19 protein-coding genes are annotated in these 24,643 nt (G+C 63.9%); 9 read left to right on the top strand and 10 right to left on the bottom strand.

Features of this window, described 5'->3' with window-relative positions; all coding sequences use genetic code 11:
- Positions 1–154: 154 nt before the first annotated feature.
- The 4 genes from A4R29_RS02135 to A4R29_RS02150 all read right to left on the bottom strand — a co-directional run bounded on the left by A4R29_RS02135 (position 155) and on the right by A4R29_RS02150 (position 4,931).
- On the bottom strand, positions 155–1,687 hold the full coding sequence (locus tag A4R29_RS02135; protein ID WP_063171079.1) for a mercuric reductase: 1,533 nt from the start codon (positions 1,685–1,687) through the stop codon (positions 155–157).
- Positions 1,677–3,026: a glucoamylase family protein gene (locus A4R29_RS02140; protein WP_082827276.1), complete on the bottom strand. Its 1,350-nt coding sequence runs from the start codon at positions 3,024–3,026 to the stop codon at positions 1,677–1,679. Before A4R29_RS02140 ends, A4R29_RS02135 begins: the two co-directional genes overlap by 11 nt.
- A gap of 143 nt (positions 3,027–3,169) precedes the next feature.
- Entirely contained in the window at positions 3,170–3,922 is a 753-nt protein-coding gene (locus tag A4R29_RS02145) for an SDR family NAD(P)-dependent oxidoreductase (RefSeq protein WP_063173526.1), read from the bottom strand.
- A 136-nt stretch (positions 3,923–4,058) separates the two neighbouring features.
- A complete protein-coding gene (locus A4R29_RS02150) occupies positions 4,059–4,931 on the bottom strand; it encodes an IclR family transcriptional regulator (RefSeq protein ID WP_224618408.1) in 873 nt (290 codons plus the stop codon).
- A 123-nt stretch (positions 4,932–5,054) separates the two neighbouring features.
- On the opposite strand from A4R29_RS02150, the gene A4R29_RS02155 reads away from it, so the two are divergent.
- Genes A4R29_RS02155 through A4R29_RS02175 form a run of 5 tightly spaced genes read left to right on the top strand, consistent with a single transcriptional unit; the run spans position 5,055 to position 10,325 of the window.
- A complete protein-coding gene (locus A4R29_RS02155) occupies positions 5,055–6,068 on the top strand; it encodes an ABC transporter permease (protein WP_063171081.1) in 1,014 nt (337 codons plus the stop codon).
- Complete coding sequence (locus tag A4R29_RS02160) at positions 6,068–6,910, top strand: ABC transporter permease (protein ID WP_013528137.1); 843 nt, start codon at positions 6,068–6,070, stop codon at positions 6,908–6,910. The genes A4R29_RS02155 and A4R29_RS02160 overlap by 1 nt, the downstream gene beginning before the upstream one ends.
- Before the next feature lie 3 nt (positions 6,911–6,913).
- Entirely contained in the window at positions 6,914–7,990 is a 1,077-nt protein-coding gene (locus A4R29_RS02165; RefSeq protein WP_081714204.1) for an ABC transporter ATP-binding protein, read from the top strand.
- Positions 7,987–9,018 (top strand): ABC transporter ATP-binding protein, encoded by a 1,032-nt coding sequence (locus A4R29_RS02170; protein WP_024501857.1) that lies wholly within the window; start codon positions 7,987–7,989, stop codon positions 9,016–9,018. Before A4R29_RS02165 ends, A4R29_RS02170 begins: the two co-directional genes overlap by 4 nt.
- Before the next feature lie 35 nt (positions 9,019–9,053).
- A complete protein-coding gene (locus A4R29_RS02175; RefSeq protein WP_013528134.1) occupies positions 9,054–10,325 on the top strand; it encodes a CaiB/BaiF CoA transferase family protein in 1,272 nt (423 codons plus the stop codon).
- A gap of 163 nt (positions 10,326–10,488) precedes the next feature.
- On the opposite strand, the gene A4R29_RS02180 is transcribed toward A4R29_RS02175, so the two are convergent.
- Together A4R29_RS02180 and otnK are read right to left on the bottom strand one after the other, a co-directional pair.
- Positions 10,489–11,127, bottom strand: a complete 639-nt coding sequence (locus A4R29_RS02180) for a class II aldolase/adducin family protein (RefSeq protein ID WP_063173528.1) — start codon at positions 11,125–11,127, stop codon at positions 10,489–10,491.
- Positions 11,127–12,479 carry a 3-oxo-tetronate kinase gene (gene otnK, locus A4R29_RS02185; RefSeq protein WP_063171082.1) on the bottom strand — a complete coding sequence of 451 codons (1,353 nt, stop codon included), beginning with the start codon at positions 12,477–12,479 and terminating at the stop codon, positions 11,127–11,129. The genes A4R29_RS02180 and otnK overlap by 1 nt, the downstream gene beginning before the upstream one ends.
- A 131-nt stretch (positions 12,480–12,610) precedes the next feature.
- On the opposite strand from otnK, the gene A4R29_RS02190 reads away from it, so the two are divergent.
- The gene (locus tag A4R29_RS02190; RefSeq protein ID WP_013528131.1) at positions 12,611–13,348 is read left to right on the top strand and encodes a GntR family transcriptional regulator; all 738 of its coding nucleotides are present in this window, start codon (positions 12,611–12,613) and stop codon (positions 13,346–13,348) included.
- 33 nt (positions 13,349–13,381) lie between these two features.
- On the opposite strand, the gene A4R29_RS02195 is transcribed toward A4R29_RS02190, so the two are convergent.
- From A4R29_RS02195 to A4R29_RS02210, 4 genes are all read right to left on the bottom strand, one after another.
- Positions 13,382–14,611, bottom strand: a complete 1,230-nt coding sequence (locus A4R29_RS02195; RefSeq protein WP_082827525.1) for an aminotransferase class III-fold pyridoxal phosphate-dependent enzyme — start codon at positions 14,609–14,611, stop codon at positions 13,382–13,384.
- Between the two features lie 119 nt (positions 14,612–14,730).
- Positions 14,731–16,293, bottom strand: a complete 1,563-nt coding sequence (locus tag A4R29_RS02200; RefSeq protein ID WP_167355196.1) for an ABC transporter substrate-binding protein — start codon at positions 16,291–16,293, stop codon at positions 14,731–14,733.
- 88 nt (positions 16,294–16,381) lie between these two features.
- A complete protein-coding gene (locus A4R29_RS02205; protein WP_063171083.1) occupies positions 16,382–18,556 on the bottom strand; it encodes a dehydrogenase E1 component subunit alpha/beta in 2,175 nt (724 codons plus the stop codon).
- Positions 18,557–18,840: 284 nt separating this feature from the next.
- Positions 18,841–19,620: a helix-turn-helix transcriptional regulator gene (locus A4R29_RS02210; RefSeq protein ID WP_063171084.1), complete on the bottom strand. Its 780-nt coding sequence runs from the start codon at positions 19,618–19,620 to the stop codon at positions 18,841–18,843.
- Between the two features lie 112 nt (positions 19,621–19,732).
- Between A4R29_RS02210 and A4R29_RS02215 the strand changes: the two genes are divergently transcribed.
- The 3 genes from A4R29_RS02215 to A4R29_RS02225 are packed head-to-tail and all read left to right on the top strand — an operon-like array spanning position 19,733 to position 24,600.
- Positions 19,733–21,892 carry a hydantoinase/oxoprolinase family protein gene (locus A4R29_RS02215; RefSeq protein WP_082827278.1) on the top strand — a complete coding sequence of 720 codons (2,160 nt, stop codon included), beginning with the start codon at positions 19,733–19,735 and terminating at the stop codon, positions 21,890–21,892.
- A 12-nt stretch (positions 21,893–21,904) separates the two neighbouring features.
- Complete coding sequence (locus A4R29_RS02220) at positions 21,905–24,109, top strand: hydantoinase B/oxoprolinase family protein (protein ID WP_027164257.1); 2,205 nt, start codon at positions 21,905–21,907, stop codon at positions 24,107–24,109.
- Positions 24,106–24,600 (top strand): acetone carboxylase subunit gamma, encoded by a 495-nt coding sequence (locus tag A4R29_RS02225; protein ID WP_013528124.1) that lies wholly within the window; start codon positions 24,106–24,108, stop codon positions 24,598–24,600. The genes A4R29_RS02220 and A4R29_RS02225 overlap by 4 nt, the downstream gene beginning before the upstream one ends.
- Positions 24,601–24,643: the final 43 nt, after the last annotated feature.

The following is a 24,643-nucleotide window of genomic DNA, read 5'->3' on the forward strand; positions in this document are numbered from 1 at the left end:
CGGCAGGGCCCGCAGGATCCGCGGAAATATAGAGCCGGCTAACCTCTGGATGGCACCGACGTTTGGGATATCCGAGATGGTCGACGAGGCTTTCGTCAAGCGCCGCATCGTCGCCGAATGTCCGACGCACCAGCTGCGGCAGGCTGCCGGAATGTCACCATCGCCTGGACCACGCCAACCAGCGGCCCGCCAGATGCTTCCATGATGAGGTGAGCCTTGTCCGCCGATAGGCGTCGCCGGCCACCTTTATGCCTAGCGCCTGCGTCGGGAAGGGATGGATGACGTCGGCCAGCGCACGCAATCCCATGCCCGATTTGATGGCCAGCGACACCGCATTGATCATCTCACCGGCATGGCTGGCGACGACCGTGGCGCCCAGGATGCGGTCGGACCCTTCCCTGACGTGGATTTTGACGAAACCCTCCTCCTCGCCGTCCATGACCGCCCGGGCGACATCGTGCATCAGCACCGTATAAGTCTTGACCGGGATGCCGTTCTGGCGCGCCTCCGCCGGATAGAGGCCGACATGGGCGATCTCCGGATCGGTGTAGGTGCACCACGGAATGACCAGCTCGCTCAGTTTCCTGCGTCCGAGAAACAGGGCATTGCGCACGACCATGCGAGCTGTGGCCTCGGCGGTGTGGGTGAATTTGTAGGCGAGGCAGACATCGCCCGCCGCATAGATATGCGGATTTGTGGTGCGGAGATAATCGTCCACCTTGATACCGTCGGCATCGTATGCCACCCCGGCGTTTTCCAGGTCGAGGCCGTCGACATTGGGCGATCGGCCGATGCCGGTGATGATCTCGTCGACGGAAATCGTTGTCGTGATGTCGTCGCACACCAGATCGGCGAGCTTCTTGCCGCCTTCCGTTCGCACCGCTACCACCTCGGTGTTGAGGCGAACCTCGACACCTTCGCGCGCCAGCGCGTCCGAAAGGATCTGGGCGGCGTCGCGTTCCTCGCCGGGCAGGAACATCGGTTCCCGTTGCGCCAGGATGACCTTGGCACCGAGCAGGCAGAAGGCCTGCGCCGCCTCGCAGCCGAGCGGTCCGCCGCCAATGACCAGAAGCCGCTTCGGGCACTCCGTGAGCTCGAACATGGTCTCGTTGCTGAGATAGCCGGCCTCGGCAAGGCCTGGAATCGTCGGCAGCCTCGGGCGCGCGCCTGTCGCGATCAGCGCCTTCCTGAAACGCAAGGTTTGTCCGGCGACCGTGACAGCGTCCGGTCCGGAAAACAGCGCTTCGCCGAAATAAAGGTCGATGCCTTCGGAAACCAGCCTATCGGCGGCATCCGCGCGGCTGATCCGCTGCCGGATCTGCCGCATCCGCGTCATGGCGCGCGGAAAGTCGACGTGAAGACGGTCCGGCATGTCGCCGCCGAAATTCTCGGCATCGCGCATGTCGGCATAAAGCCTTGCGGTGCGGATGATCGACTTGGACGGGATGCAACCGACATTGACGCAAGTTCCGCCGATCAGATTGCGCTCGATGAGCGCGACCTTTGCGCCGAGGCCGGCCGCTTCGTAGGCGGCAGTCAGCCCAGCCGGCCCGGCACCGATGACGACGAGGTTGTAGGGACCGTCCGGCTGCGGGTTCTTCCAGTGCGGCGGATGGGCGCTCGCGATCAGACTGATGTCGTTGCTGTCGACGGGGAAGGCGGTGATCCTGGTCCGGTCACGCGACATTGCCGCCACCTGACGCCGGGCTTGCCGGCTGAGACAGCCAGCCGCCATTGAATCCGGCCTTGTGCAGGCCGCGACGGATATGCTGATTGGACCGCATCAGCTTCCAGATCAGCCCTGACCGATGGTTCTCGATCATCATCACCACGATACCCTGATCCAGCCCATAGTGGCCTTCCGACACCCAGCCGTGCCTCCCGAATTTACGCCGGTTCGCCAATGTCGGATTGAAGCCGCTCGGCAGCCGGAAATTGTCGATCACCTCGGGGTAGCGATCACCGAGATGGCGCAGCGCCGCCAGGCAGATCTCCGGCGCGAAAGGCAGTGATGCCGGATAGGACCAAGGGGCGATCGTCCCGTCATCGGGCCCGAACGGAGCGCCGCGCGCGGCATAGCCGGAAAACCGCCGGCGCTGTCGCTCCACGCTGGTGCGGAAGCCGCCCGGCCCGTCGCCCGCCGAAAGTCCCCAAAGGTTCTCTTCATAGCCGTCATAGCCGTAAGGGTTGTGGCGCGCATAGTCGCGATGCAGATAGGTCGAGCGGCGGCTGTTTTCGAAATAGTCCGAGTTCTTCTCGCGCATGAAGGCGTCGCGGATGCCGGCGAAATCGATCCAGGCATGCGAGAACTGGTGCATGAACAATGGGCCGCCATACAGCACGTCGTAGCCGTAGATGTTTTCCCACTGATAGGTCGCCGTCCAGCCCTCGTAGCTGTTATCCGAGGTTGGACTGTCAGGCGAGGCCATCGACAGCACGTAGAGGATCGTCGCTTCGTTGTAGCCCTCCCAGCCATAGTGCAGAAAGCCGCTCTTTGGCTTCCAGCCTTGCCGCAGGGTCGGGCTTGAACCTTGTGCCCACCGCCAGTCGACGCGCCGGTAGAGCGCCTCGGCCAGTTGGCGGATTTCGGCTTCCTCGTCATCGTCACTGGAGAAATAAGCGCTCGCCACCAGCATGCCTGATATCAGCAACGCCGTATCCACCATCGACAGTTCGCAGCGCCAGACGCGCAGGCCGGTCCGCATATCGAGGAAATGGTAGTAAAAACCCTTATGGCCGGTGACGTCGTCGCTATTGCCTTGCCGGCTGGTCGAGAAGAAACGCAGCGCGGCCAGCGTCAGCTTCGCGGCGGCATCGCGCGTCATCCAGCCGCGCTCGACGCCGATCGGATAGCTGGACAGCGCGAAGCCGACGACAGCGATGCTGGCCGGCGAATTCGGCCGCGATGTGTCGGCGACCAGTCCGTTTTCGGGGTTCACGTTATCGAGGAAATAATCGAAGGCGGCGCGCTGATAGCGGTCCAGAAGCTCATCGTCGGACAGTGCGGCAGATTCGGCTCTAAGCAAAAGTAGCAAACTCCCGCCTGACGGCTGCATTCCGTGTCATGGTTCCCGCTACCTTGTCGCGACTTGTCGATTCGAGGCGTCCAACTATACGCCCGCATGCTCCGTCCGTTGCACCGTCACGTGGAATTGAGATTCGTTCTGCCTCAGTAGGTGGCGCGGCCGCCGGAAACGTCGAACACGGCGGCCGTCGTGAACGAACACTCTTCCGAGGCGATCCAGCAGATCAGCGCCGCCACCTCGTCGACCTCGCCAAAGCGCGCCATCGGTATCTTGGACAGCATGAAGTCGATGTGCTCCTGGCTCATCTGCTTGAAGATCGCGGTGCGCACGGCCGCCGGCGTGACGCAATTGACCGTCACCCCGGTCTTGGCCAGCTCCTTGCCGAGCGACTTGGTCAGGCCGATTACCGCGGCCTTGGACGTGCTGTAGGCGGAGGCGTTGGGATTGCCTTCCTTGCCGGCGATCGAGGCGATGTTGACGATGCGGCCATAGTTGCACTCGAGCATGTGCGGCACGAGCGCCTTGTTGCAGTAGAAGACGCCGTTGATGTTGATGTCGATGACCTTCTGCCAATCTTCCGCCGAATAGTTCCAGGTCGTCATGTTCGGCCCGGTGATCGCCGCGCTGGTGACCAGGATATCGACACCGCCAAGCGCTTCGAGCGTTGACCGGGCAGCGCGCTCCACGCCAGCGGCATCGGCAACGTCGATAGCGATGCCGTGAAGACTGGGGATGACGGCCTTGGCCTGTTCGATCTGGGCGGGATCGCGATCCCAGACCGAAACCCGTCCGCCTTCTTCGACAATCCTCTGCGCCACCGCCAGACCAATGCCCGATGCGCCACCGGTGATGATCGCCACCCGATCGCTGAACCGTCCTGCAAAATTCATCGGCATCCGATCTCCCCCCGTCACCTGAACCCGATGGACTGACAACGCGAGCGCCATGCCATCGGCGGCGACTGTGCTGCCACCACCAGGCAAGTTCAAGCCGGCATGCAGCCCGATCGTCTGGGCCAATCCCGTGCCGGGATTACACGGGAATTCCCTCGAGTTGGTCGCCCAGTGCTTTCACCATCGCCACCAGCGCCGGTCCGATCTCGGCATGCGCGCGGTCCTCGGTGATGATCTCGCCGATGCCGCCGCAGGTGATGGCAACCAGCGGCGAGCCGTCACGCGGGCGGAACGGCACGCCGACTGCATGGATGTAGCTGTGCCAGGCGCCGAACGACGTCACATAGCCCTGGCGTGCATATTGGGCGATCGCATCGTCGATCGCCACCGCGATCATCGCTGCCTTGTCCGGCTCCGCCTCCTGCAAAGCCCGTACAAGGCTGACGCGCTCCTCGGGTGAAAGGGCCGCCGCATAGGCCAGCCCCATCGATGTCTTCCAGATCGGCAGATAGGAGCCCGGGTTGAGCCGCAGCGTGACAAGGCTCTCCGACCGGCAATTGGCGAGATACACCATGTTGAGGCTGTCGCGCGTGCCGAGCGCCACCGCCGCCCCCGTCAAATCGGCCAGCGGCTGCATCAGCGGCCGGGCGACGTGCACGACGGCGCTTGAACTGAGCGCCGAATAGCCGAGCGCCACGGTAGCCGACCCCAGGCTGTAGCGGCCGAGATCCTTGTCGTACAGGAGGTAGCCGAGCGCGCTCAGCGTATAGGTGATGCGCGACACCGTGGCCTTGGGCAGGCCGGTGCGGGCAATGATGTCCTGGTTGCCGAGCGAGGCGTCGCCCGGCCGGAAGGCGCGCAGGATGCCGAGCCCGCGCACCAGCGACGACGAAAGCTGTGCGCCTTCGCCTTCAAGCTCCGTCTCGTCCCTGGTGGCTCGCTTGCGCACGCTGAGGTCTTTCTGGCGTCGTCGTCCGCCTGTCGGGCCGGTGACGTCGGCACTGTCGATCAAAAATGAAATTAAATTCCATTTATATTGACAGCGGCTTTCGCGGGCTGTCAATATGTTTCCGTCGATGGCATGTCCCAGCGCCTTGTGCCATCTTACGAAGCCCCTCCTTGTGAAGGTAGCCACGTGTCTCGCTATATTTTGCGCCGGCTTATCGCAATGCCGTTTCTGGTGCTCGGCATCGTCACCATCGCCTTCCTGATCACCACGGTGACCAAGGGGGATCCGCTGACCGCGATTGTCGCCGAACAGCAGATGAGCAACCCCGAAGTGGTGGCCGCCGCCAAGACGCGTTGGGGTCTCGATCGTCCTTTGCCGGAACGCTATATGATATATCTTGGTAATCTGCTGAGCGGCGATCTTGGCACCTCGTTCATCACCAAGCGCAATGTCGGCACCGACATTCTCTACCGCTTGCCGGCAACGCTCGAACTGGTTTTCGCCGCGATGATCTTCGGCACCACGCTCGGCATCATGCTTGGTGTGCTGGCCGCCTATTTCCGCAACAGCCTGATCGACCATGGCGCGCGGCTGTTCGCCTTGTTCGGCTCTTCGCTGCCGGTGTTCTGGTCGGGGCTCGGCCTGTTGTTCATCTTCTCCGTCATGCTGAACTGGCTGCCGGGGCCGGGCAGGGTCGATGCCCGCTTGGCATTGCCGCCCGGCATCACCGGCTTCCTGACCATCGATTCGCTTCTGGCTGGCGACTGGACCGTCCTCAAGGACGCGCTCTGGCACCTGCTTCTGCCGGCCTTCGTCCTCGGCTGGACGGTTTCGGGCACCATATCGCGGCTGGTGCGCGCCAACATGCTTGATGTGATGAGCCGCGAGTTCGTGCTCACCGCGCGCGCCAAGGGGGCGAGCGAATTCCGCGTCGTCATCGTCCATGCGCTGCGCAACACCATGGTGCCGACCCTGACCGTCATCGGCTATTCCTTCGCCTATCTGATCACCGGCGCGGTGCTGACCGAAACCATCTTCTCCTGGCCGGGCATGGGATCCTATGCCGTGGAGGCAGCGCGTGCGCTCGACTTCCCGGCGATCATCGGCGTCACCATCGTCGGTGGTCTCGCCTTCCTGGTCACCAACCTTATCACCGACATACTCTATGTCGTGGCCAATCCGCGCGTGAGGTTGAGCTGATGGCAGTCGTCGTCACCAAGTCCCGCTCCTCGACGGTTCCCGAATGGCTGACCGCGCCATTGGTCATCGGCACGGTCGTCATCCTGTTCTGGCTGTTCATGACCGTATTCGCCAACCTGGTCGTGCAGTTCGATCCGCTCGAAATGGTCGCACGCCGGCTTCAGGCGCCAAGCTGGGCGCATTGGCTGGGTACCGACGCACTCGGCCGCGATGTGCTGGCCCGCACTCTGCACGGGGCCGCGCATTCGCTGCCGATCGCGGTTCTGGTCGTCGTCTCTGCAGTGATCATAGGCTCGCTGCTCGGCGCCATTTCCGGCTTCGTCGGCGGATTGACCGGCGCGGCGATCATGCGGCTTGTCGACGTCACTCTGTCCTTTCCGCCGATGCTGCTGGCCATGGCCGTCGCGGCGTCGCTCGGACCAGGCCTCGGCAATGCCGCCATAGCCATGGTGCTCGTCTGGTGGCCCGTCTACGCCCGGCTGATGCGGGCGCAGGTATTGGAGGTGAAGGAGCGCGAGCATGTCGAGGCGGCAATCGCCGCCGGCGCCAGGCCGCGGCGCGTGCTGTTCACGCACATATTGCCGCTTTGCTGGACCCCGGTGCTGATCAGCGCGACCATGGATCTCGGCCAGGTCGTGCTGCTTGCCGCGTCGCTCAGCTTCATCGGCCTCGGCGCCACGCCGCCGACACCCGAATGGGGCTCGATGATCTCCGATGGCGCCGTTCATTTCTATCAATGGTGGATCGCCTTCGGTCCCGGCGTCGCCATCCTCACCATCGTGCTCGGCTTTAACTTCATAGGCGACGGCTTGCGCGACATTCTCGATCCAAGGTCGGACTAGGCGATGAGCGCACAGATTTCCTCAGCGCCACCGGGCGCAGTCGACAAGGTGGAGGAGCGCGAGCCGCTGCTGTCCATACGCGGTCTGCGGGTCGGGTTCCGCAAGGCCGGCAGTCAGTTCGAAGCGGTTCGCGGGATCGACCTCGACGTCGCCAAGGGCGAAGTGGTCGGCATTGTCGGTGAGTCCGGCTCGGGCAAGTCCGTCGGCATGCTCGCCGCGCTCGGCCTCACGTCAAAGAACGCGGTGGTCACCGGCTCGGTCCGCTTCAACGGCGACGAACTGGTCGGCAAACCGGCGCGCGAGATGCGCAAGATCAGGGGCGCGCGCGTCGCCATGATTTTTCAGGACCCGCTGTCCTCGCTCAATCCGGTGATGACCGTCGGCGCCCAGATTGCCGAGGCGGTCAGGCTGCATCAGCGCGTGACACGCAAACAGGCGATGGCGCGCGCGGTCGAATTGCTCCATCTGGTGGCGATCCCGCAGCCGGAGCGCCGGGTCAACCAGTATCCGCATGAATTCTCCGGCGGCATGCGCCAACGCGCGGTTATCGCCATGGCCGTCGCCAACGATCCTGACCTGTTGATTGCCGACGAACCGACCACGGCGCTCGATGTCACGGTGCAGGCACAGATCCTGGCCGTGCTGCGCTCGCTGCAGGAACGGCTCGGCCTCGGCCTGGTGCTGATCACCCATGATCTCGGCGTCGTCGCCGGCCATGCCGACCGCGTCGCGGTCGTCTATTCCGGCCGTGTCGTCGAACAGGCAGGCGTATCCGAGCTGTTCGCCGATCCGCGCCATCCTTACACGCGTGGCCTGATCGCCTCGATCCCCAACCTCGAGGAAAGCCGCGAGCGGCTGTTCTCGATCGACGGTTCGCCGCCCGCACTTGGGCGCTTGCCGGGCGGCTGCGCCTTCCATCCGCGCTGCATTTATGCCGCGGCACGCTGCCGGACCGAGGACCCGCCTTTGCACGATGTCGGCGGCCGGTTCTCGGCCTGTCATTTCGCGACGACCTTGCCGCCCTTCCACAGTGCTGTGCTGGCGGCGGCGAGCCTGGACAGTGGAGACGTGGCCCCATGAGCGCAGCGGAGCAACTCCAGGCGGAAACCAAACCGGCGGTTGCGCTTTCTGTTCGCCATCTCGTCAAGGACTTTCCGGTTCGCGGCGGCCTCGTCTTCGACCGTGCCGTTGCCCATGTCCGTGCGGTCGCCGATGTCTCGTTCGACGTAGCACCAGGCGAAACGCTGGGTCTGGTCGGTGAATCCGGTTGCGGCAAGTCGACCCTCGGGCGCTGCCTGATGCGGCTGATCGAGCCGACCAGCGGCGAAAGCTGGTTCCGTGGCCAGAACCTGCTCGCGCTCAATCACGAAGACATGCGCCTGATGCGGCGCTACATCCAGCTCGTCTTCCAGGATCCCTACGGGTCGCTGCATCCGCGCATGCGCATTGCCGACAACATCGCCGAGCCGCTGCGCATGAGCGACATGTCGGCGGCCGACCGCCGCGCGCGCGTCGCCGAATTGCTCGAACTGGTGCGGCTCAATCCCGAGCATGGCAAGCGCTATCCGCACGAACTGTCCGGCGGCCAGCGCCAGCGTGTCGTCATCGCCCGCGCGCTGGCACTCAATCCGCAAGTGGTGATCCTCGACGAGCCGGTTTCGGCCCTCGACGTTTCGGTGCAGGCCGGCGTGCTCAATTTGCTCAAGGACATCCAGCAATCCTTCGGCACCTCCTATCTGTTCATCGCGCATGATCTGTCCGTCGTGCGCCACATCTCGCATCAGGTGGCGGTGATGTATCTCGGCAAGATCGTCGAGATCGCGCCGGCGGCCGAACTCTATTCGAGGGCGCTGCATCCCTACACCCAGGCGCTGCTGTCGGCGGTGCCGCTCGCCAATCCCGAGAAGGAGCGCAAGCGCGAGCGCATCGTGCTGAGCGGCGATGTGCCGAGCCCGCTCAACCCGCCATCCGGCTGCCGCTTCCGCACGCGCTGCTTCAAGGCGCAGGCGATCTGCGCTGCCGTCGAACCGCCGCTCGATCCGGCCGGTGGTTCGCATCGCGTCGCCTGCCATTTCCCGGAGCCGGTCAACACTTTCAGGGCTGTCTGAGTGGCCTGCCGAATTCACCCGAAGGAATTTTGATCGTGACTGAGGACCATTCCGCGAATGCCGGTACGGCAGAACCCGCGCGCTTGCCGCTCGAAGGCATCAAGGTTCTCGACCTCTCGCGTGTGCTGGCCGGGCCGTGGGCAACGATGAGCCTTGCCGATCTCGGCGCCGAGATCTGGAAGATCGAGAACATCGACGGCGGCGACGACACCAGGGCGTGGTCGGTGCCGAGCTACAAGGGTGTCTCGACCTACTATCTCTGCGCCAATCGCGGCAAGCAGAGCATCGCGCTCGACATGAAAAGCCCGCAGGGGCTGGCCATCGTGCGCGAGCTGGCGGCCAAGGCCGACATCGTCGTCGAGAATTTCCGCTCCGGCACCGCCGACCGCCTCGGCGTCGGTTTCAAGGAGCTCAGCGCGTCAAATCCGCGGCTGATCTACTGTTCGATCTCCGGCTACGGCCAGACCGGGCCCGATGCCGGACGGCCCGGCTATGATTTCGTCATGCAGGCCGAAAGCGGCCTCATGGCCATCACCGGCGAGAGCAATGGCGAACCGATGCGTGTCGGCGTCGCCATCACCGATATCGTCTGCGGCATGGTCGCCACGCAGTCGATCCTGGCGGCGCTTTACGAGCGCGCGACGACCGGCAAGGGCCAGTTCCTCGACCTGTCGCTGATCGACTGCGCGCTCAGCCTGCTGATCAATGTCGGCAGCGGTTACCTTAACACCGGCCAAGAGGTCGCCCGCTACGGCAATGCCCATCCGACGGTCGTTCCCTATCAGATATTCGAAGCCTCCGATGGCAGCTTTGCGCTGGCGGTCGGCAATGACCGCCAGTTCGCGGCGCTGTGCGAGAAGGTCGTTGATCTGCCACATCTGGCTGGGGATGCGCGCTTCATCAAAGCAGGGGCGCGCGCCACCAACCGTGAGGCGCTGATCCCGCAACTAGCCGCCGTCTTCAAGACCAAGCCACGTGACCACTGGATGGCCACCTGTGCCGCCGCCAGCGTGCCGGCCGGCACGGTAAAATCGATACCGGAAGTCTTCGACAGTTCCAATGTGCGCGAGCGTGGCCTCGTCCAGACCTTGCCGCATCCGCATCTCGGCTCCGTCGCCATGGTGCGCCCGGCGCAGGGACTTGCCGCGCAGCTGACCGCGGACTTCACCGCGCCGCCGATGCTGGGCCAGGACACAGCTGCCGTGCTGGCCGACGTGCTCGGCTATAGCGCCGAGATCATCGACCAGCTGATCGGCACCGGCGCCATCGGCGTCTATACGCCGGCCGCCGAACCGATCCCCGCCTGATCTTCATGGAGCCTGACGGGCCTTCGTCTCGCATTTGCAGGTCGACTGAATGGTTCTTCAAGAGGGCGAAGAGCCGTTCCTTGTTTTGGCGCAATTCCCTGGAGAAAGCGCTATGCGCTTTTCCCGGGAAACCGCTTCACCTTTTCTGGAATTGCTCGGCCGGCTACTTCTGCTGGCCGTAATTCTTGTAGCGCCCGCGAATGGCGGGGATCTCGCTGCCCTCGATGAGCACCGGCGTGCCGGCGCTGCGCGCCAAAAGGTACTGCCGCGCCAGGGTTTCCAGCTTGATGGTGCGGATGAGCGCCGTGTCGAGATCGCCGCCGAAGGCGATCATGCCATGATTGGCGAGCAGGCAAGCCGTGCGGTCCTTGAGCGCGACGACGGCAACCTTGGCCAGTTCGCTTGACGCGAAAAGCGCATAGTCCGAGCAGCGCACATCATCGCCGCCGAAACCCGCCACCATGTAGTGGAACAGTGGCAGCGGTTCACGCAGGCACGACAGCGCCACGCAATGGTCGGGATGGGCATGCACGACGGCGCCGGCCTCGGGAAACGCCTTGTAGATTTCGGCGTGCATCTCCCATTCGCTCGACGGCCGGAACGCAGCGTCCCAGGATCCATCGAGCTGCATCGCCACCATTTGCTCCGGCCGCAAGGCGCTTGTGGCTATTCCCGTCGGCGTGATCAGCATGCCGCCTGTCGTGCGCACGCTGATGTTTCCGGTGGTGCCGACATTCATCCCGCTGGCGTCCAGCGTCTGCGTCGCGGTGATCAGGCTTGTGCGTTCGATTTCGAGTTCCATCACGATGCTCTCCTTGCCGGTGGCCATGTGTCGATCGCCGGCGCAATAGTGCTCGGCCGTGTCATGTCTTGCAGAACGTCGGTGAAGATATCGGGGCCGCCGAGCTTTCCCGATTTCAGCATCAGCGCCAGCGGATCGGAGGGCCGGCCGGGGAGGTGAGCGATGGCGCGCGACAGTCCGGGGCCCTCATAGGCGCCCATGGCGATCCGGTCGATGCCGAGCGCCTTCACCACCGAACCGGCGGTCTCGCCGCCGGCGACGACGAGCCGGCGGACGCCGAGTTCGCGCACCAGAATCTGGGCAATCCCGGCCAGGATCTCTTCCGCCCTTGCCGCCACCATATCGCGGCCATGCGCCTGCTGCAGCGCTTCGACGGTCGCTTGCGGCGCTGTCGTAGCAATGGCGATCATCGCGCCGGGCAAATGCCGTTGGGCGAAGGTACGCGCTTCGGCCATGACATCGGCGCCGGCAAAGGCGCTGGCAAGGTCGATCGTCAGCAGTGGATTGTTTTGCGCAAAACGCTCGAGCTGTTCGATGGTGCGGTCGGCGACGCTGCCGGCCAGCACCGCTGCCGGCCCTTCGACGGCCGGCAGGCTGGCGGCAACGAGATCGCCTGTATCCAGCAGCCCATGCGTGAGCCAGGCCGGTGGCAGATGCGCGGCGACTGAGGAATTACCGGTCATCAGCGGCAGGTCGAAGGTGGCTTCCGCGATCGCCGCCAGATCGCGCTCGCGGATGGTGTCGGTGACCAGCAGCGTCTCGCCACGCGCGCTGTGTGCTCGTATAGCGCTTCGGATGGCTCCAGCGCCGGCGTCGACGACGAGATAGGGCACCAGCCCGACCTTGCCCCTGCTCTGCGCCTGCAGCACGCGAACCAGATTGGAATCGGTCATCGGCGTCAGCGGATCGAAGCGCTTGGGCGACTCAGCAAGCAGCTGGGGGCCGCCGAACATATGCCCCTGATAGACAGTGCGCCCAGTCTCACACAGCGCGGGGGCGAACAGTGTGACGCCGCCGCCAAGGCGCTCGAGCAGCGCTTCGGCGCAAGGACCGATATTGCCCGCGGGCGTCGAATCGAAGGTGGCGCAATATTTGAAGAAGATCTGCCGCGCGCCAGCTTCGACCAGCCGGTCCGCGGCCTCCAGCACCTGGCGCACCGCATCGCTGGCTGCGATGACGCGGGTCTTCAGCAGGATCACATGGGCAAGATTGCCTGATGGGATCGGCGCGTCCAGCCCGACCGTGCATCCCGTCGGAATGCCGCGCGCGACCAGCATCGACGCCAGCTCGGTGCCGCCGGTCAGATCGTCGGCAATGGCGCCGAACAGCAAGGAAGGCATCGACGCGGTCATGCGGCCCGTCTCATGTCTGCCGGTTTCGGGGCGGCTTGTCTCATGTCGGTGGTCAGGCCATTCGTGGTATCATATACACAAGCCACGCGACGCAGGCGACGCCTGCGCTGTTGCAAGAACGGAGAGCGGATGTGACTGCTTCTATCGCGCCGATCGCGCGCGACAATCTGACGACGCGTGTCTATGAGGAGCTTCGCCGTGCCATGATGGAAGGCCGTTTCTGGCCGGGCCATCGCTTCAAGATCCGCGACCTTGCCGCCAGCCTTCAGGTGTCCGAGACGCCGGTGCGCGAGGCGCTGATGCAGTTGGTGCGCGAAAAAGGCCTGGAGATGGAGGCCGGCCGTTCGATCACCGTCGCCCAGCTGTCGCTGGCTCAGTATCTGGAACTGCGCAGCATCAGGCTGCATCTCGAAGGCATGGCGGGTGCCGCGGCAACGACGCGCATCGAGCCGCGCGAGATCGACCGTCTGGCGGCGGTGCATGAGAAACTCATTGCCAACGAGGACAATGGCCGCTGGTTCGAAGCCGTCCGCGACAATTGGGAATTCCATCACTCGATCTACCAGGCGGCGCAAATGCCGGAGCTGCTGGCCATCATCGAGGGAATCTGGCTGCGCAACGGACCGCTGGTGAACTACCAGTACCCGCACGCCCGGCCGACCTATGACGGCCGCCACCGGCATCTCGACATTCTTGAAGCGCTGCGGGCGCGCGACGAGAACGGTGTGCGCAAGGGCATTCAGCAGGACATGATCGAAGGCGGCCGCCTGCTGGTCAAGGTTCTCGAACGGCTGAACGACGGCGCGGTCACGCCGGAGGAACTGCGCCGCGCTGCGCAGAACGGCCGACTGGTGTCGGCCACCGGCTGAACAGTTTGTTCCTTTCCACCGCATTGGCGCCGGTCACGCCACCTGCGCCGCGGCGGCCATGCCCGCATCGGCAGCCTGCAGGGCGAGATCTATATCTTTTGCGGTGTGCGCAGCACTCAGGAACATGTTGTGCCGGGGATGGAAATAGGCGCCTTCGCGCAAGGCGGCCGAGCAGAAGGCGTTGGCCAGCTTGAATTCGGCATCGCCGTCGAACAGCACCATCGGCATCGACACCGGACCTGTCTGTCGCAGCGAAAGACCATGCTTCTTCGCTGCAGCATCGAGGCCTGAGCGCAGCCTGTCGCCGGCCTGTGTCATGTGGGTGACGGCGTCGGTATCGCGCAGCGTGCTGATGGTGGCGATCGCCGCGGCCATTGCGACGGCGCCGTACCAGAAAGAACCCGTCACATAGACCTTTGTCGCGGCTTCGCGAAACCGGTCGGTGCCTGTGATGGCGGCCAGCGGATAGCCATTGGCGATCGCCTTCGAGAAGGCGGACAGGTCCGGCCGTACGCCGAGCGGCTCCCAGCTACCGGCGAGGTCGATGCGGAAGCCGGCGCGCACATCGTCGACGATCAATGCCGCATCGGCAGCGGTGGTGAGTTCGCGCGCCCGTTTGGCGAAGGCGGCGGTCGGCAGTTCCTGGTCGCGGGCGATGTCGTGCCGGAAGGCAGTGACGACGACAGCAGCGAGATCGTTGCCGGCCTGCTCGACGGCCGCTTCGAGGCTGGCGACGTCATTGTAGTCGAAATGGATCAGATGGGCGCGGTCCTCGGCGGTGACGCCGGCCAGCGATGGCGTGCACCACGGCACGGCGCCGTGATAGGAGCCGCGCGCGACCAGCACCTTGCGTCGGCCGGTGCCGGCGCGCGCGATCGTCACGCAGGCCGTGGTGGCGTCGGTGCCGTTCTTCTGCAGCATTGCCCAGTCGGCATGCGCGACCGTCTTGACCAGCAGCTCGGCCAGTTCGACCAATACCTCGCCGGGGCCGTTCATTGCATCACCGAGGCGACGCTGCCGGGCGGCAGCCTCTTCGACTGCTTGATGATGGTGGCCGAGAATGTTGGGCCCCCAACTGCACATCAGGTCGATGTATTCGTGCCCGTCGATGTCCCAGACCCGGCAGCCGTCGGCGCGTTCGAAGAATTGTGGATAGGCGGAGCCGAGATAGCGCGTCGCCATGTGTCCCCACATGCCGCCCGGAATCACCGAGGCCGCACGCTCGCGCAGCAACTGGTCCTTGGAGTTGATCAGGGAAGGCATGACGAGGTCTCCGCTCATTGATATATCATATATTGAATGTGATGTTGGAAGAACAGGATTTGCTGGCCTTCCGGGATGGAGAACAGGGAGGCGACTGTCGCCTCCCCGTATTGTTTTGCTCAGTGGCTGAGTTCTGCCAGCGGCAGGTTGCAGCAGGCGCTGTAGCGCACGCCCTTGACGTCCGACTTGTAGGCCAGGATCAGGTTCGGGCTGATCAGCGGCAGGATGATCCTGTCCTTGATCATCTCCTCGCCGGCCTGGTGCCACAGCTTGGAGGCCTCGTCGCCGCTTGCCGCAAGGGCTGCCTTGTAGATATCCGCTTCCTTCGGGTTGAGCACCGACGGGTCGCGCTCCGCGCCGGCACGGCGCGACCAAGGGCTGCCCTTCGTCATGGCGAAATAGTCGATGTATTGCGAGGTGCCGTAATAGTCCGGCGCGTAGAACACCGCCGTCATCGGGATGCCGTCGCCATTGACGCGCTCGCGCCAATTGGCGAAGGGGATCGGCTGCAGGTCGAGCTTGATGTTGATCTTGGCCAGATCCTGCTGGACCTTCTGCATCAAGAGCGAGAGATCGACGCCGTAGACGTTCATGCCGGGGAACGCCGCCTCCATCTCGAAGCCGTCGGCGTGTCCGGCCTTGGCCAGAAGTTCCTTTGCCTTGGCAACGTCATAGGGCTGCGCCTCGAAGCCCGAACCGCCGGGGAAGCCGAGCGGGATCGGCGCGCTGATCAGCTGACCCTCGGAGCCGATGGTGAAATCGAGGATAGCAGGACGGTCGAGACCGAGCGAAATGGCCTCGCGCACTTCGGGCGTCAGCGGCACCTTGTTGGCCTTGGCGCCGGGCGACAGCGCCACATAGATGAAGTTGTAGGACGGCACGGTCTCGATCTTGACGTCGCTGCCGGTCATCGTCTTGGCCGTGTCCGGGTCGATCTGCATGGCGATATCGGCGGTGCCGCTCTGCAGCATCTGCGCCTGCGCCACCGCATCCTTGGTCTGGCGTATGACGACTTCGCTCAGCGCCGGCGCCGTGCGCCAGTACTTGTCGTTGCGCGCCAGCCGCAGTTCCGAATTGGGCTCATAGGATTTCAGCACGAACGGCGCGCTGCCGGCCGAATGGGCCAGGAACCAGGCCTCGGCATTGTCTGTCGTCGAGGCGTCCGCATCGGCCTTGGCGCCGGCTTCGGAAGCAACCTTGCTGTTGACGACCGCTGCGTAGGGCGCCGCCGCGATGTTGAGGAATTCGGAGCTCGGCGCGACCATCTTGACGACGACCGTATGCGCGTCCGGAGTCTCGATCGAGGCGACATTGTCCATCAGGAACGAGGCGCTGCCCTTGAGGTTCTTCAGCCGCTCCCAGGACCATTTGACGTCCTTGGCTTCGACAGGCGAACCGTCCGAGAATTTGGCGGCCGGGTCGAGCGTAAAGGTGAAGCTGCTCTGGTCGGCATTGCCTTCCCACTTCGAGGCGAGCAGCGGGATCAGCTTGTTGTCCTTGTCCAGCGTCAGCAGCGATTCGTAGACGCTGGAATTGTAGATCTGGCAGGTGTCGCAGAAGGCGCGGTGCGGATCGAGCGAATTGAGGTCGATGTTACGCGCGATGACCAGCGGCTTGCTGTCCTGCGCGAAGGTGGCAGGCGCCCAGAAGGCGCTGGTGGCCAGCAGCACGGCCGCCAGCATCGTCGCCCTGGTCTTGGCTCTTGGTAGGATCGTCATGTCCATTTCATTCTCCCATTTTCTTGTCAGATCTTTGTGGCAATGCGTTGCTCTATCCACCCACGGCAATGAGGGATTGAAGCGCGGCCTTGAGCTTATCAGCGCCGCCCAGTGCGGCGCGGTTGAGCGGGGCCGATACGACGGGAGCCGAGAGGCTTCCCGTCACATGCAGGATCTCGTGATCGAGATAGTCGAACACGCGATCCTGAATCTCTTGTGTCAGCCGTCCGCCAAGCGACAGTCCACGCTGCACCTGCTCGACGACGGCCACCCGGTTGGTCTTGCGGATCGAGGCCTCCACCATCGGCCAGTCGAGCCCGGTCGGGTCGAGGCTGCGCAGGTCGATGATCTCGGCATCGACGCCGGTCTCCTCGACCACCTGCTTGGCGACGGCGACCATGCTGGCACTGGTGAGCAAGGTGCAGGCACTGCCCGGCCTGACGGTTTTCGCCTTGCCGAGTCGCACGCAATAATCGCGGTCATCCGCAGGCACAGGCCCTTCGCTCGGGAACAGTTCGACATGCTCGATGACGACGACCGGATCGTCGCATTTCAGCGCCGAATTCATCAGGCCGATATAGTCGAAGGGCGTCGTCGGGGCGACGATGCGCCAGCCGGGAAACAGCGCGAACAGGCCGGACGGATCGCCCGAATGCTGCGAGCCGTAGCCGGTGTGCGGCGAGACGCGGACCCGGACCACGATCGGCACCGCGAAGCCGCCGCCGAACATGTGGCGCACCTTGCTGACCGCGTTGAACAGCTGGTCGGCGGCAACCAGGCAGAAATCGCCGAACATGATCTCGACGATCGGCCGCAGGCCGCAAAGCGCTGCACCCAGCGCCACGCCGACAAAACCGTTCTCGGCGATGGGCATTGCCAGTACACGCTCCGGCCAGCGTTCCAGCGCACCCTTTGTGGCGCCCGAAACGCCGCCGCGCAGCCGGTGCACATCCTCGCCCATGATAATGATGCGCGAATCCTTTTCCATGGCGCGCGCAATCACCTCGGACGCGGCAACCATGAACTTGACCGGCCTGGTGTCGGCTGGCGGCATATCCTCGATCTCGAGGAAACGCTCGCCCTTCAGTTCGGAAAGATCACCGCGTATCTGGTTGTCGACGCCGCCTGGGTCTGGCCACAGATGGTCGGGAATGCGCAGCGCGTTGCCACTCATTTCGGTGAGCGAATCGGCAGCGGTGTTGACCACCTCCACGACGCGCTGGTCGAGTGTGCCGAGGTCGGAAGCGTTCAAAATGCCCATCGTCTTCAGGCGAGCCGCCATCGTGACCAGCGGATCGCGCGCTTTCCAGGCGTCTTCCTCGGCCCGCGTGCGGTAGCCGAATTCGCTGCCAGGGCGCGCGCCGCTCTGATGCAGGAAGCGGTAGCAAAGCGCCTCGACCAGCACCGGGCCACCGTCTTCCTCGATCGCCCGGCGCGCCTCGCGCATGGCATGGTGGACCGCCACCACATCCATGCCGTCGCATTCGATGCCACGAAAGCCGAGCATAGGTCCGCGCGCGGCCAGCCGCGTCTCGCGCGTCTGTTCGTTGATGTGCGTCGAGACGGCATAGAGATTGTTTTCGGCGAAAAAGATCACCGGCAGCCGGTAGAGCGCGGCGATGTTCATCGCCTCATAGGCCGGCCCCGCCATCATCGTGCCGTCGCCGAAAAAGGCGACCGAGATGTTGCCGGTACCGAGCAGCTTGTCGGCCAGCGCATAGCCGGCCGCATGCGGCAGGTTGCCGCCAATGATCGCGCTGGTGCCAGGGATGCCGGAGGCATCGTCGCGCATATGCATCGAGCCGCCACGGCCGCCGCAATAGCCTGACTTGAGGCCCATGATCTCGGCCATCAAGCCGCGCACCGAGCCCTGCATGTCCGGGTTGAAAGCGTCATGCAACGGGTCGAATCCGCCGGGCGTCTGCGCGTTGACAAGCTTGGCCAAGACCTGGTGATGGGCGCGGTGGGTGCCGTTGATGCGGTCGCCCGTACCGAGCACGGACATGGCGCCGACCGCCGTCGCCTCTTGTCCGATGCTGGCATGCGCCGGACCATGCACCAGCCCGGCATTGGCGAGATCGAGCACTTTTTCCTCGAAACGGCGGATGAGCAGCATCTGCTGATACCAGCGCACCAGGCTCGAAACCTCGGCGTCGTTCCAGTCCGAATCGTCGACGTCGAGCCGCAACCAGGGCGCCGATGGCTGGATCGATGTCTGCTGGACCATGTCAGCTATTTCCGTTCTGGTAGATGATATATCAAATATTTTCTCAGTCGATTGCGTCCGGGCACTTTCCTGGGCACTGCACTGGCTTGCGGGCACCGCACAAATGGAATTAAATTTCATTTTCTGTGCGAAGCCGAGACTAAGCCGGGACGGCGGCGTTCCGCAAGAGGAATTTTGAAGCCAGTTTTCGAGCCATTCCGGCGACAAGCCCTGCACCAATTCACGGAGGGAGCGGCTCTGCAAATCAGGCATTCGGCTGGCGGATCGGCTGGGTAAGCGAGCGGCTAGCGATCGGCCTGATGCTGGAAGAACTGCAAAAACAATTCCCGCTCGGTGGTGATGTCGAGCTTCTCGTAGATGCGCCGGCGATGGTTCTTGACCGTGCCGACGGTGATGCCGAGGCGCTCGGCGATGTTGGCCGTCGGGTGGCCGGCGAGGATCAACTGAACCAATTCCCGCTCGCGCAGCGACAGCTCCGGCCACAGACTGGCCGGGATCGTCGGCTCCTGCCGGGGCGAGGCGCCGGGGCCTGTCGGCGCCGACGTGCGGGAGAATTTGGTTCCGCGCGCCTTGATGTCGAGCGCATGCAGCGCCTCGAATACAGGCAACCGCTCATCCAGCAAAGCGATCTCGCTCTCCTTGAACGACGTGGTCGAGCGGTCGAGGAAGATGCCGAGGCACCAGTCGCCGCCATCGGCAAGCATGATGCCGACCTCGTCGCAGATCTCCGACTGCGCCAGGAAGCCGGCAATGTACTGGCCGCGCTTGGCCTCGTCGTCGGCGAGCCGTTTCAGCGGCATGATGCCCAGCCTGCGCTCGCGCCGCCACGAGGCATAGAACGGGTCGAACACGTAGTAATTGTGGAGATAGCGCCGGACCATCTCATCCGAGAAGCGCCGGTGCTTGATGAATTCGGGTGTCTGCGTCGCCGAATAGCGCGTCACCGTGACGAGGTCGTGGTCGATGTCGGCGCCGATCAGGTCGATCAGGCAGTCGACATGCCTGTCCGTGCCGATGGCGGCGATCGCTTTGGCGAGCGGCGCCCAGATATTGCCCATGCGCATGCCCTTTTCTCGGCGATGTCAGCCCAACCGTCATTGTGTCTTTAGGCATATGGCGCGAAGCCGCCCATCGAATCTAGCCTAGCGTCAACCTAGACCAGATCCCGAGGCGACCGTGACCCAACCCAATCTCACCGCCCCCATTGTCGGCAACCCAATCGTCATCGGCATCGACGCCGGCGGCACCATGACCGACACGATCCTTGTCGATCAGGACGGCCACTTCAAGATCGGCAAGTCGGCGACCACGCCGAAGAACGAAGCCGAGGGTTTCCTGGCCTCGGCCGAGGACGCGGCGGATGCCTGGGGCATCTCGCTGGAATCATTGTTTTCAGGCGTCAACGTCGTGCTCTATTCCGGCACCGGCATGCTGAACACGCTGTTGTCGCGCACCGGCCGCCGGCTCGGCCTGATTACCACCAAGGGCCTCGAGGACATGATCCTGATGGGCCGCGGTCTGCAGGCCTGGGCCGACTATTCCTATGCCGACCGGCTGCATGCGGTCACCCACCATCATCCCGATCCGCTGGTGCCGCGCCGCCGCACCCATGGGGTCACCGAGCGCATCGACCAGTTCGGCGACGTCGTGCTGCCGCTCTATGAGCACGAGGTTTCTGCAGCCGCAAAAAAACTGATCGCCGACAAGGTCGAAGCGATCTGCATCATGACCATCTTCTCGCACGTCAATCCGGTGCACGAGAAGCGCATCGCCGAAATCTGCCGCGAAGAGGTCGACAAGGCCGGCGCCGACATCATCGTCTACACAAGCCACGAGGTCCGCCCGGTCATCCGCGAGCAGTCGCGGCTGAACTCGGTGCTGATCGAGGCCTACGCGACTTCGCGTGGCCGCAAGCAGCTTAGGGGTATCGAGGACGTCTCGAAGAAATACGGCTTCAAATATGGCGTGCAGACGCTGCTCTCCTTCGGCGGCCTGACCTCGATCAACCATCCGCGCCTGCATGAAACCATGATCTCCGGCCCGATCGGCGGCATCCTCGGTGCTGCCTATGTCGGCAAGCTGATCGGCAATGATTCGCTGATCTGCTCGGACATGGGCGGCACCTCCTTCGACATGGGCGTTATCACGCGCGGCCAGACGCGGATCGAGAACGAGCCGCTGATGGATCGCTTCAAGCTCAACGTGCCGACGCTGCACCTCGATACGATCGGTGCCGGCGCCGGCATGATCCTCAAGATCGACCCGCTGACCAAGAAAGTTTCGCTCGGGCCGGAAAGCGCGGGCTCCGATCCAGGTCCGATTTGCTTCGCCAGGGGCGGCACCGAACCGACGATTGCCGATTGCGATGCGATTCTCGGCCGGCTCAACCCGCACTATTTCCTCGGCGGCAAGGTCGTGCTGCAGGTCGAAAAGGCCCGCCGTGCCTTCGAGGAAAAATGCGCCAACGTGCTCGGTGTCGGTGTTGAGGAGGCGGCAGAGGGCATGATCGACATGCTGGAGGCCGACGCCAACAACGCGCTGCGCCGCGTCATTTCGGGCCAGGGCATCCATCCCTCCGAGTTCACGCTGCTGTCCTATGGCGGCTCCGGTCCGCTGCACCTGGCCGGCTGTTCCAGGGGCATCGGCTTCAAGGACATCATCACCTTCCAGTTTGCGGCCGCCTTCTCCGCCTTCGGCTGCACCACGGCTGATTTCATGCGCCGGCATTCGGTGTCGACGCAGCACGACATCCCGTCACGCGCCGATGAGGCGACGCTGGCCGCCTTCGGCGTCAAGGTCACCACGGTCTGGAACGATCTGACCAAGGCCGCGGTCGACGAGATGATCGCCGACGGCCATGCGCGCGAGAAGATCAGGACCGTGCCGTTCCTGATGATGCGCTACACCGGCCAGCTCGAGGATGTCGAAGTCATGGCGCCGCTGGCTGAGGTCAACTCGGCCGACGACATGCGCAGGGTTATCGACGAGTTCGAGGCGGTCTACGCCAAGGTCAATCATCGCGTGTCGCGCTATGGCGAGGCCGGCTTCACCATCACCGAACTCGGCCTGATCGCCACCGCCGACAAGGTCAAGCCGGTGCTGCTCAAGCGGCCGCTTGGCAAGTCGGATCCGGCTTCCGCGCACAAGGGCGTGCGCGAGGCCTATATCGGCGGACGCTGGCACAAGGCCAATCTCTATGAGATGGACCTGCTGCAGCCCGGTCACGAAGTGATCGGCCCCGCCATCATCGAACACCCCGCCACCACGCTCGTCGTTCATCCGCAGGACCGCGTCCATGTCGATGAATGGACGCTGCTGCACTACACCCACGCTTGAGAGGGCACCGCCATGTTGGACAAACCTGCCTCGGCCCTGCGCCTTCGCGAAAGACTGCTCGATTCCGAGCGGCTGATGGAAGAGACCGGCTGCTATGACGGCATCACGGAACTCACGCTGCGCAACCAGGATCCGCTGAAGTTCGAGACGCTGCACACCAAGCTGCGCGCCTATTGCGTCTCGGCTCGCGAAATGGCCCGCCGCATCTCGGCCTCGCCCGGCGTGCGCGAAGTCGGCGAGATGGTGGTCGCCATCTATACGCCCGAAGGCGACGCCATCGCGCTCTCCAACGGCATCATGGTGCATGTCCATACGATGAGCCGCTTCATCAAATGGATGATCAAGAACAATTACGAGGAAAACCCGAAAATCCGTGAAGGCGATATCTTCGCCAACAACGACGCCTTCATCGGCACCGTGCAGGTGCCTGATGTCATGGATGTGGTGCCGATCTTCCATGAAGGCACGCTGGTCGGCTGGGCCGGTGCCGTCTGCCACGAACTGGAAGCCGGCGGCATCACGCCGGGCGGCGATGTCTGCCTGGCGCAGGAGCGCTTCACCGAAGGCCTGTTCGTCTGCGCCGAGAAGATCGGCGAGAATGACGAGATCCGGCGCGACTACGTCATCCGCTGCGAGCGCAATCTGCGCATGCCGATCTACTGGGTGCTCGACGAGAAGGCCAAGGTCGCCTCCTGCATCGACATGCGCGAAAGCGTCAAGCAGCTCATCTCGGAGATCGGCCTCGACTACTGGATGAAGGTGTCGAAGGAGTTCATCGAGGAAGGCCGTCGCGCCCAGCTCGCCCGCACCCGCCAGCTCACCGTGCCCGGCATCTACCGCGGCCACACGTTCTACGGCCATGTCACGGCGGGAAAGCCCGGCTTCCAGCTGCTCGGCGATCCCGACTGGCTCTACAACATCCCGATCGAGATGGAGATCACGTCAGACGGCAAGATCACCATGGACTTCGAGGGCACGCAGCCCTGGGGCTACCATTCGATGAACTGCACGCCGGCCGGCATGGATGGCGGCATGTTCGTGACGCTGACCCAGCACATGAATTTCGAAGGCCTGGTCAATGACGGTGCCTGGATGGCGACCGAACTGAAACTGCCGCACGGCACCTGGACCAACCCCGACAACGAGATGGTGGCCACCGCCACCTCATGGGCGCTGCTGCTGCCGGCCTACGGCGTTTTCCAGCGGCTTTTGTCGCGCAGTTTTGTCGCGCGCGGCTTCGTCGAGGAGGCCTTTGTCGGCCAGGTCAACAGCCCGATGATCGAGATGGGCGGCGAAAGCCAATACGGCACGCCGTTCGGCATGGCGCATTTCGAGTGCGCTGCCGCCGGGTCCGGGGCGCTCGCCATCAAGGACGGTCTCGACACCGCCTATGTCGGCTGGAACCCGGAATCCGACATGGGCAACATCGAGGTCTGGGAACAGTCGATGCCGATGGTCTATATCGGCCGTTCGATCGTGCCGAATTCCGGCGGCGCCGGCAAATATCGCGGTGGCTGTTCCTTCGTCTCGACCTGGCTGATCAACAAGACCTCACATCTGCGGCTCCACACCTCCGAGCACTCCTCGCGCGTGTTCGACAATGGCGGCATGTGCGGTGGTTATCCGGCGCCGACCTGCCAGAAGCATCGCGCGGTGCGCAACTCAGACATTCACGAACTGGCGGCAAAAGGCGAACCGCTGGCGCATTCGCCCGGCATCGACCCTGACGTCTCCGACTACGAGAAGAACATCGGCGGCGACCATGTCGTGGTCGAAGGCCCCTACATCACCTCGCCGCACAAATCCGGCGACATCTTCAGCCATTCCTACAATGGCGGCGGCGGCTATGGCGACGTGCTGGAGCGCGATCCGATCAAGACGGCATGGGATGTCGAGAACGGCTTTCTCACCCGTGAAGCGGCGGACCAGGTTTTCGGCATTGTGCTGAAGGACGATGAAGACGGTTATCCCGTCGCCGATATCGACGCCACGGTCGAACGCCGCGCCGCCATGCGCAAAGAGCGCCTGGCTAAGGCGATTCCGGTGGCGGATTGGATCGCCAAGGAGCGTGGCCGCGTCGGAAAGGCCGACTTCGCGCCCGAAGTGAAGAAAATGTACGCCAGCGCGATCAAGCTGTCGTCGCGCTTCACCAAGGAATTCAGCGATTTCTGGAACGTCGACGCCAAATCGATCTTCACGCCGGGAGCCAAGCCATGACGTCATACAGCAAGGAAGTCCTGGGCGATCTGGCCGCCGGCAAGCTGCCCTGGCCGCAGACAAGGCGCATCATGAGTGCCTACAAGGATGACGACCGTTTCTTCAAGATGGTTGCCGTCTATCAGGATCGTGTCGCCTGGAAGGACCCGATCCTGCTGCCGGTCTCGGACCATCTGTTCATCTGCCAGAGCGGCGATGAGCGCATTACCCGCTGCGAATGCGGCCACTCCTTCGGCGACTATCGGAAGAACTGGAAGCTCAACGCCGCGATTAACGTGCGCAACACCGAGGAGGCTTTGCGCGAGATCTATCCCAACAGCGATCTCCCTGATCCCGAATGGATGGAAATCCGGGAGTTCATCTGCCCGGAGTGCGGGACGCTGCATGAGGTCGAGGCGGCGGCACCCGGTTATCCCATCGTGCATGATTTCGAACCCGACCTCGAAGGCTTTTATCGCGAATGGCTGGGCAGACCGCTTCAGGGGTCCTGAACGCTCGTCGATGGAGGGCCGCGCCGCTGTGATTGCCAAATCC

The sequence above is a fragment of the Mesorhizobium ciceri biovar biserrulae genome, assembly GCF_001618845.1.
GTDB lineage: Bacteria > Pseudomonadota > Alphaproteobacteria > Rhizobiales > Rhizobiaceae > Mesorhizobium > Mesorhizobium ciceri.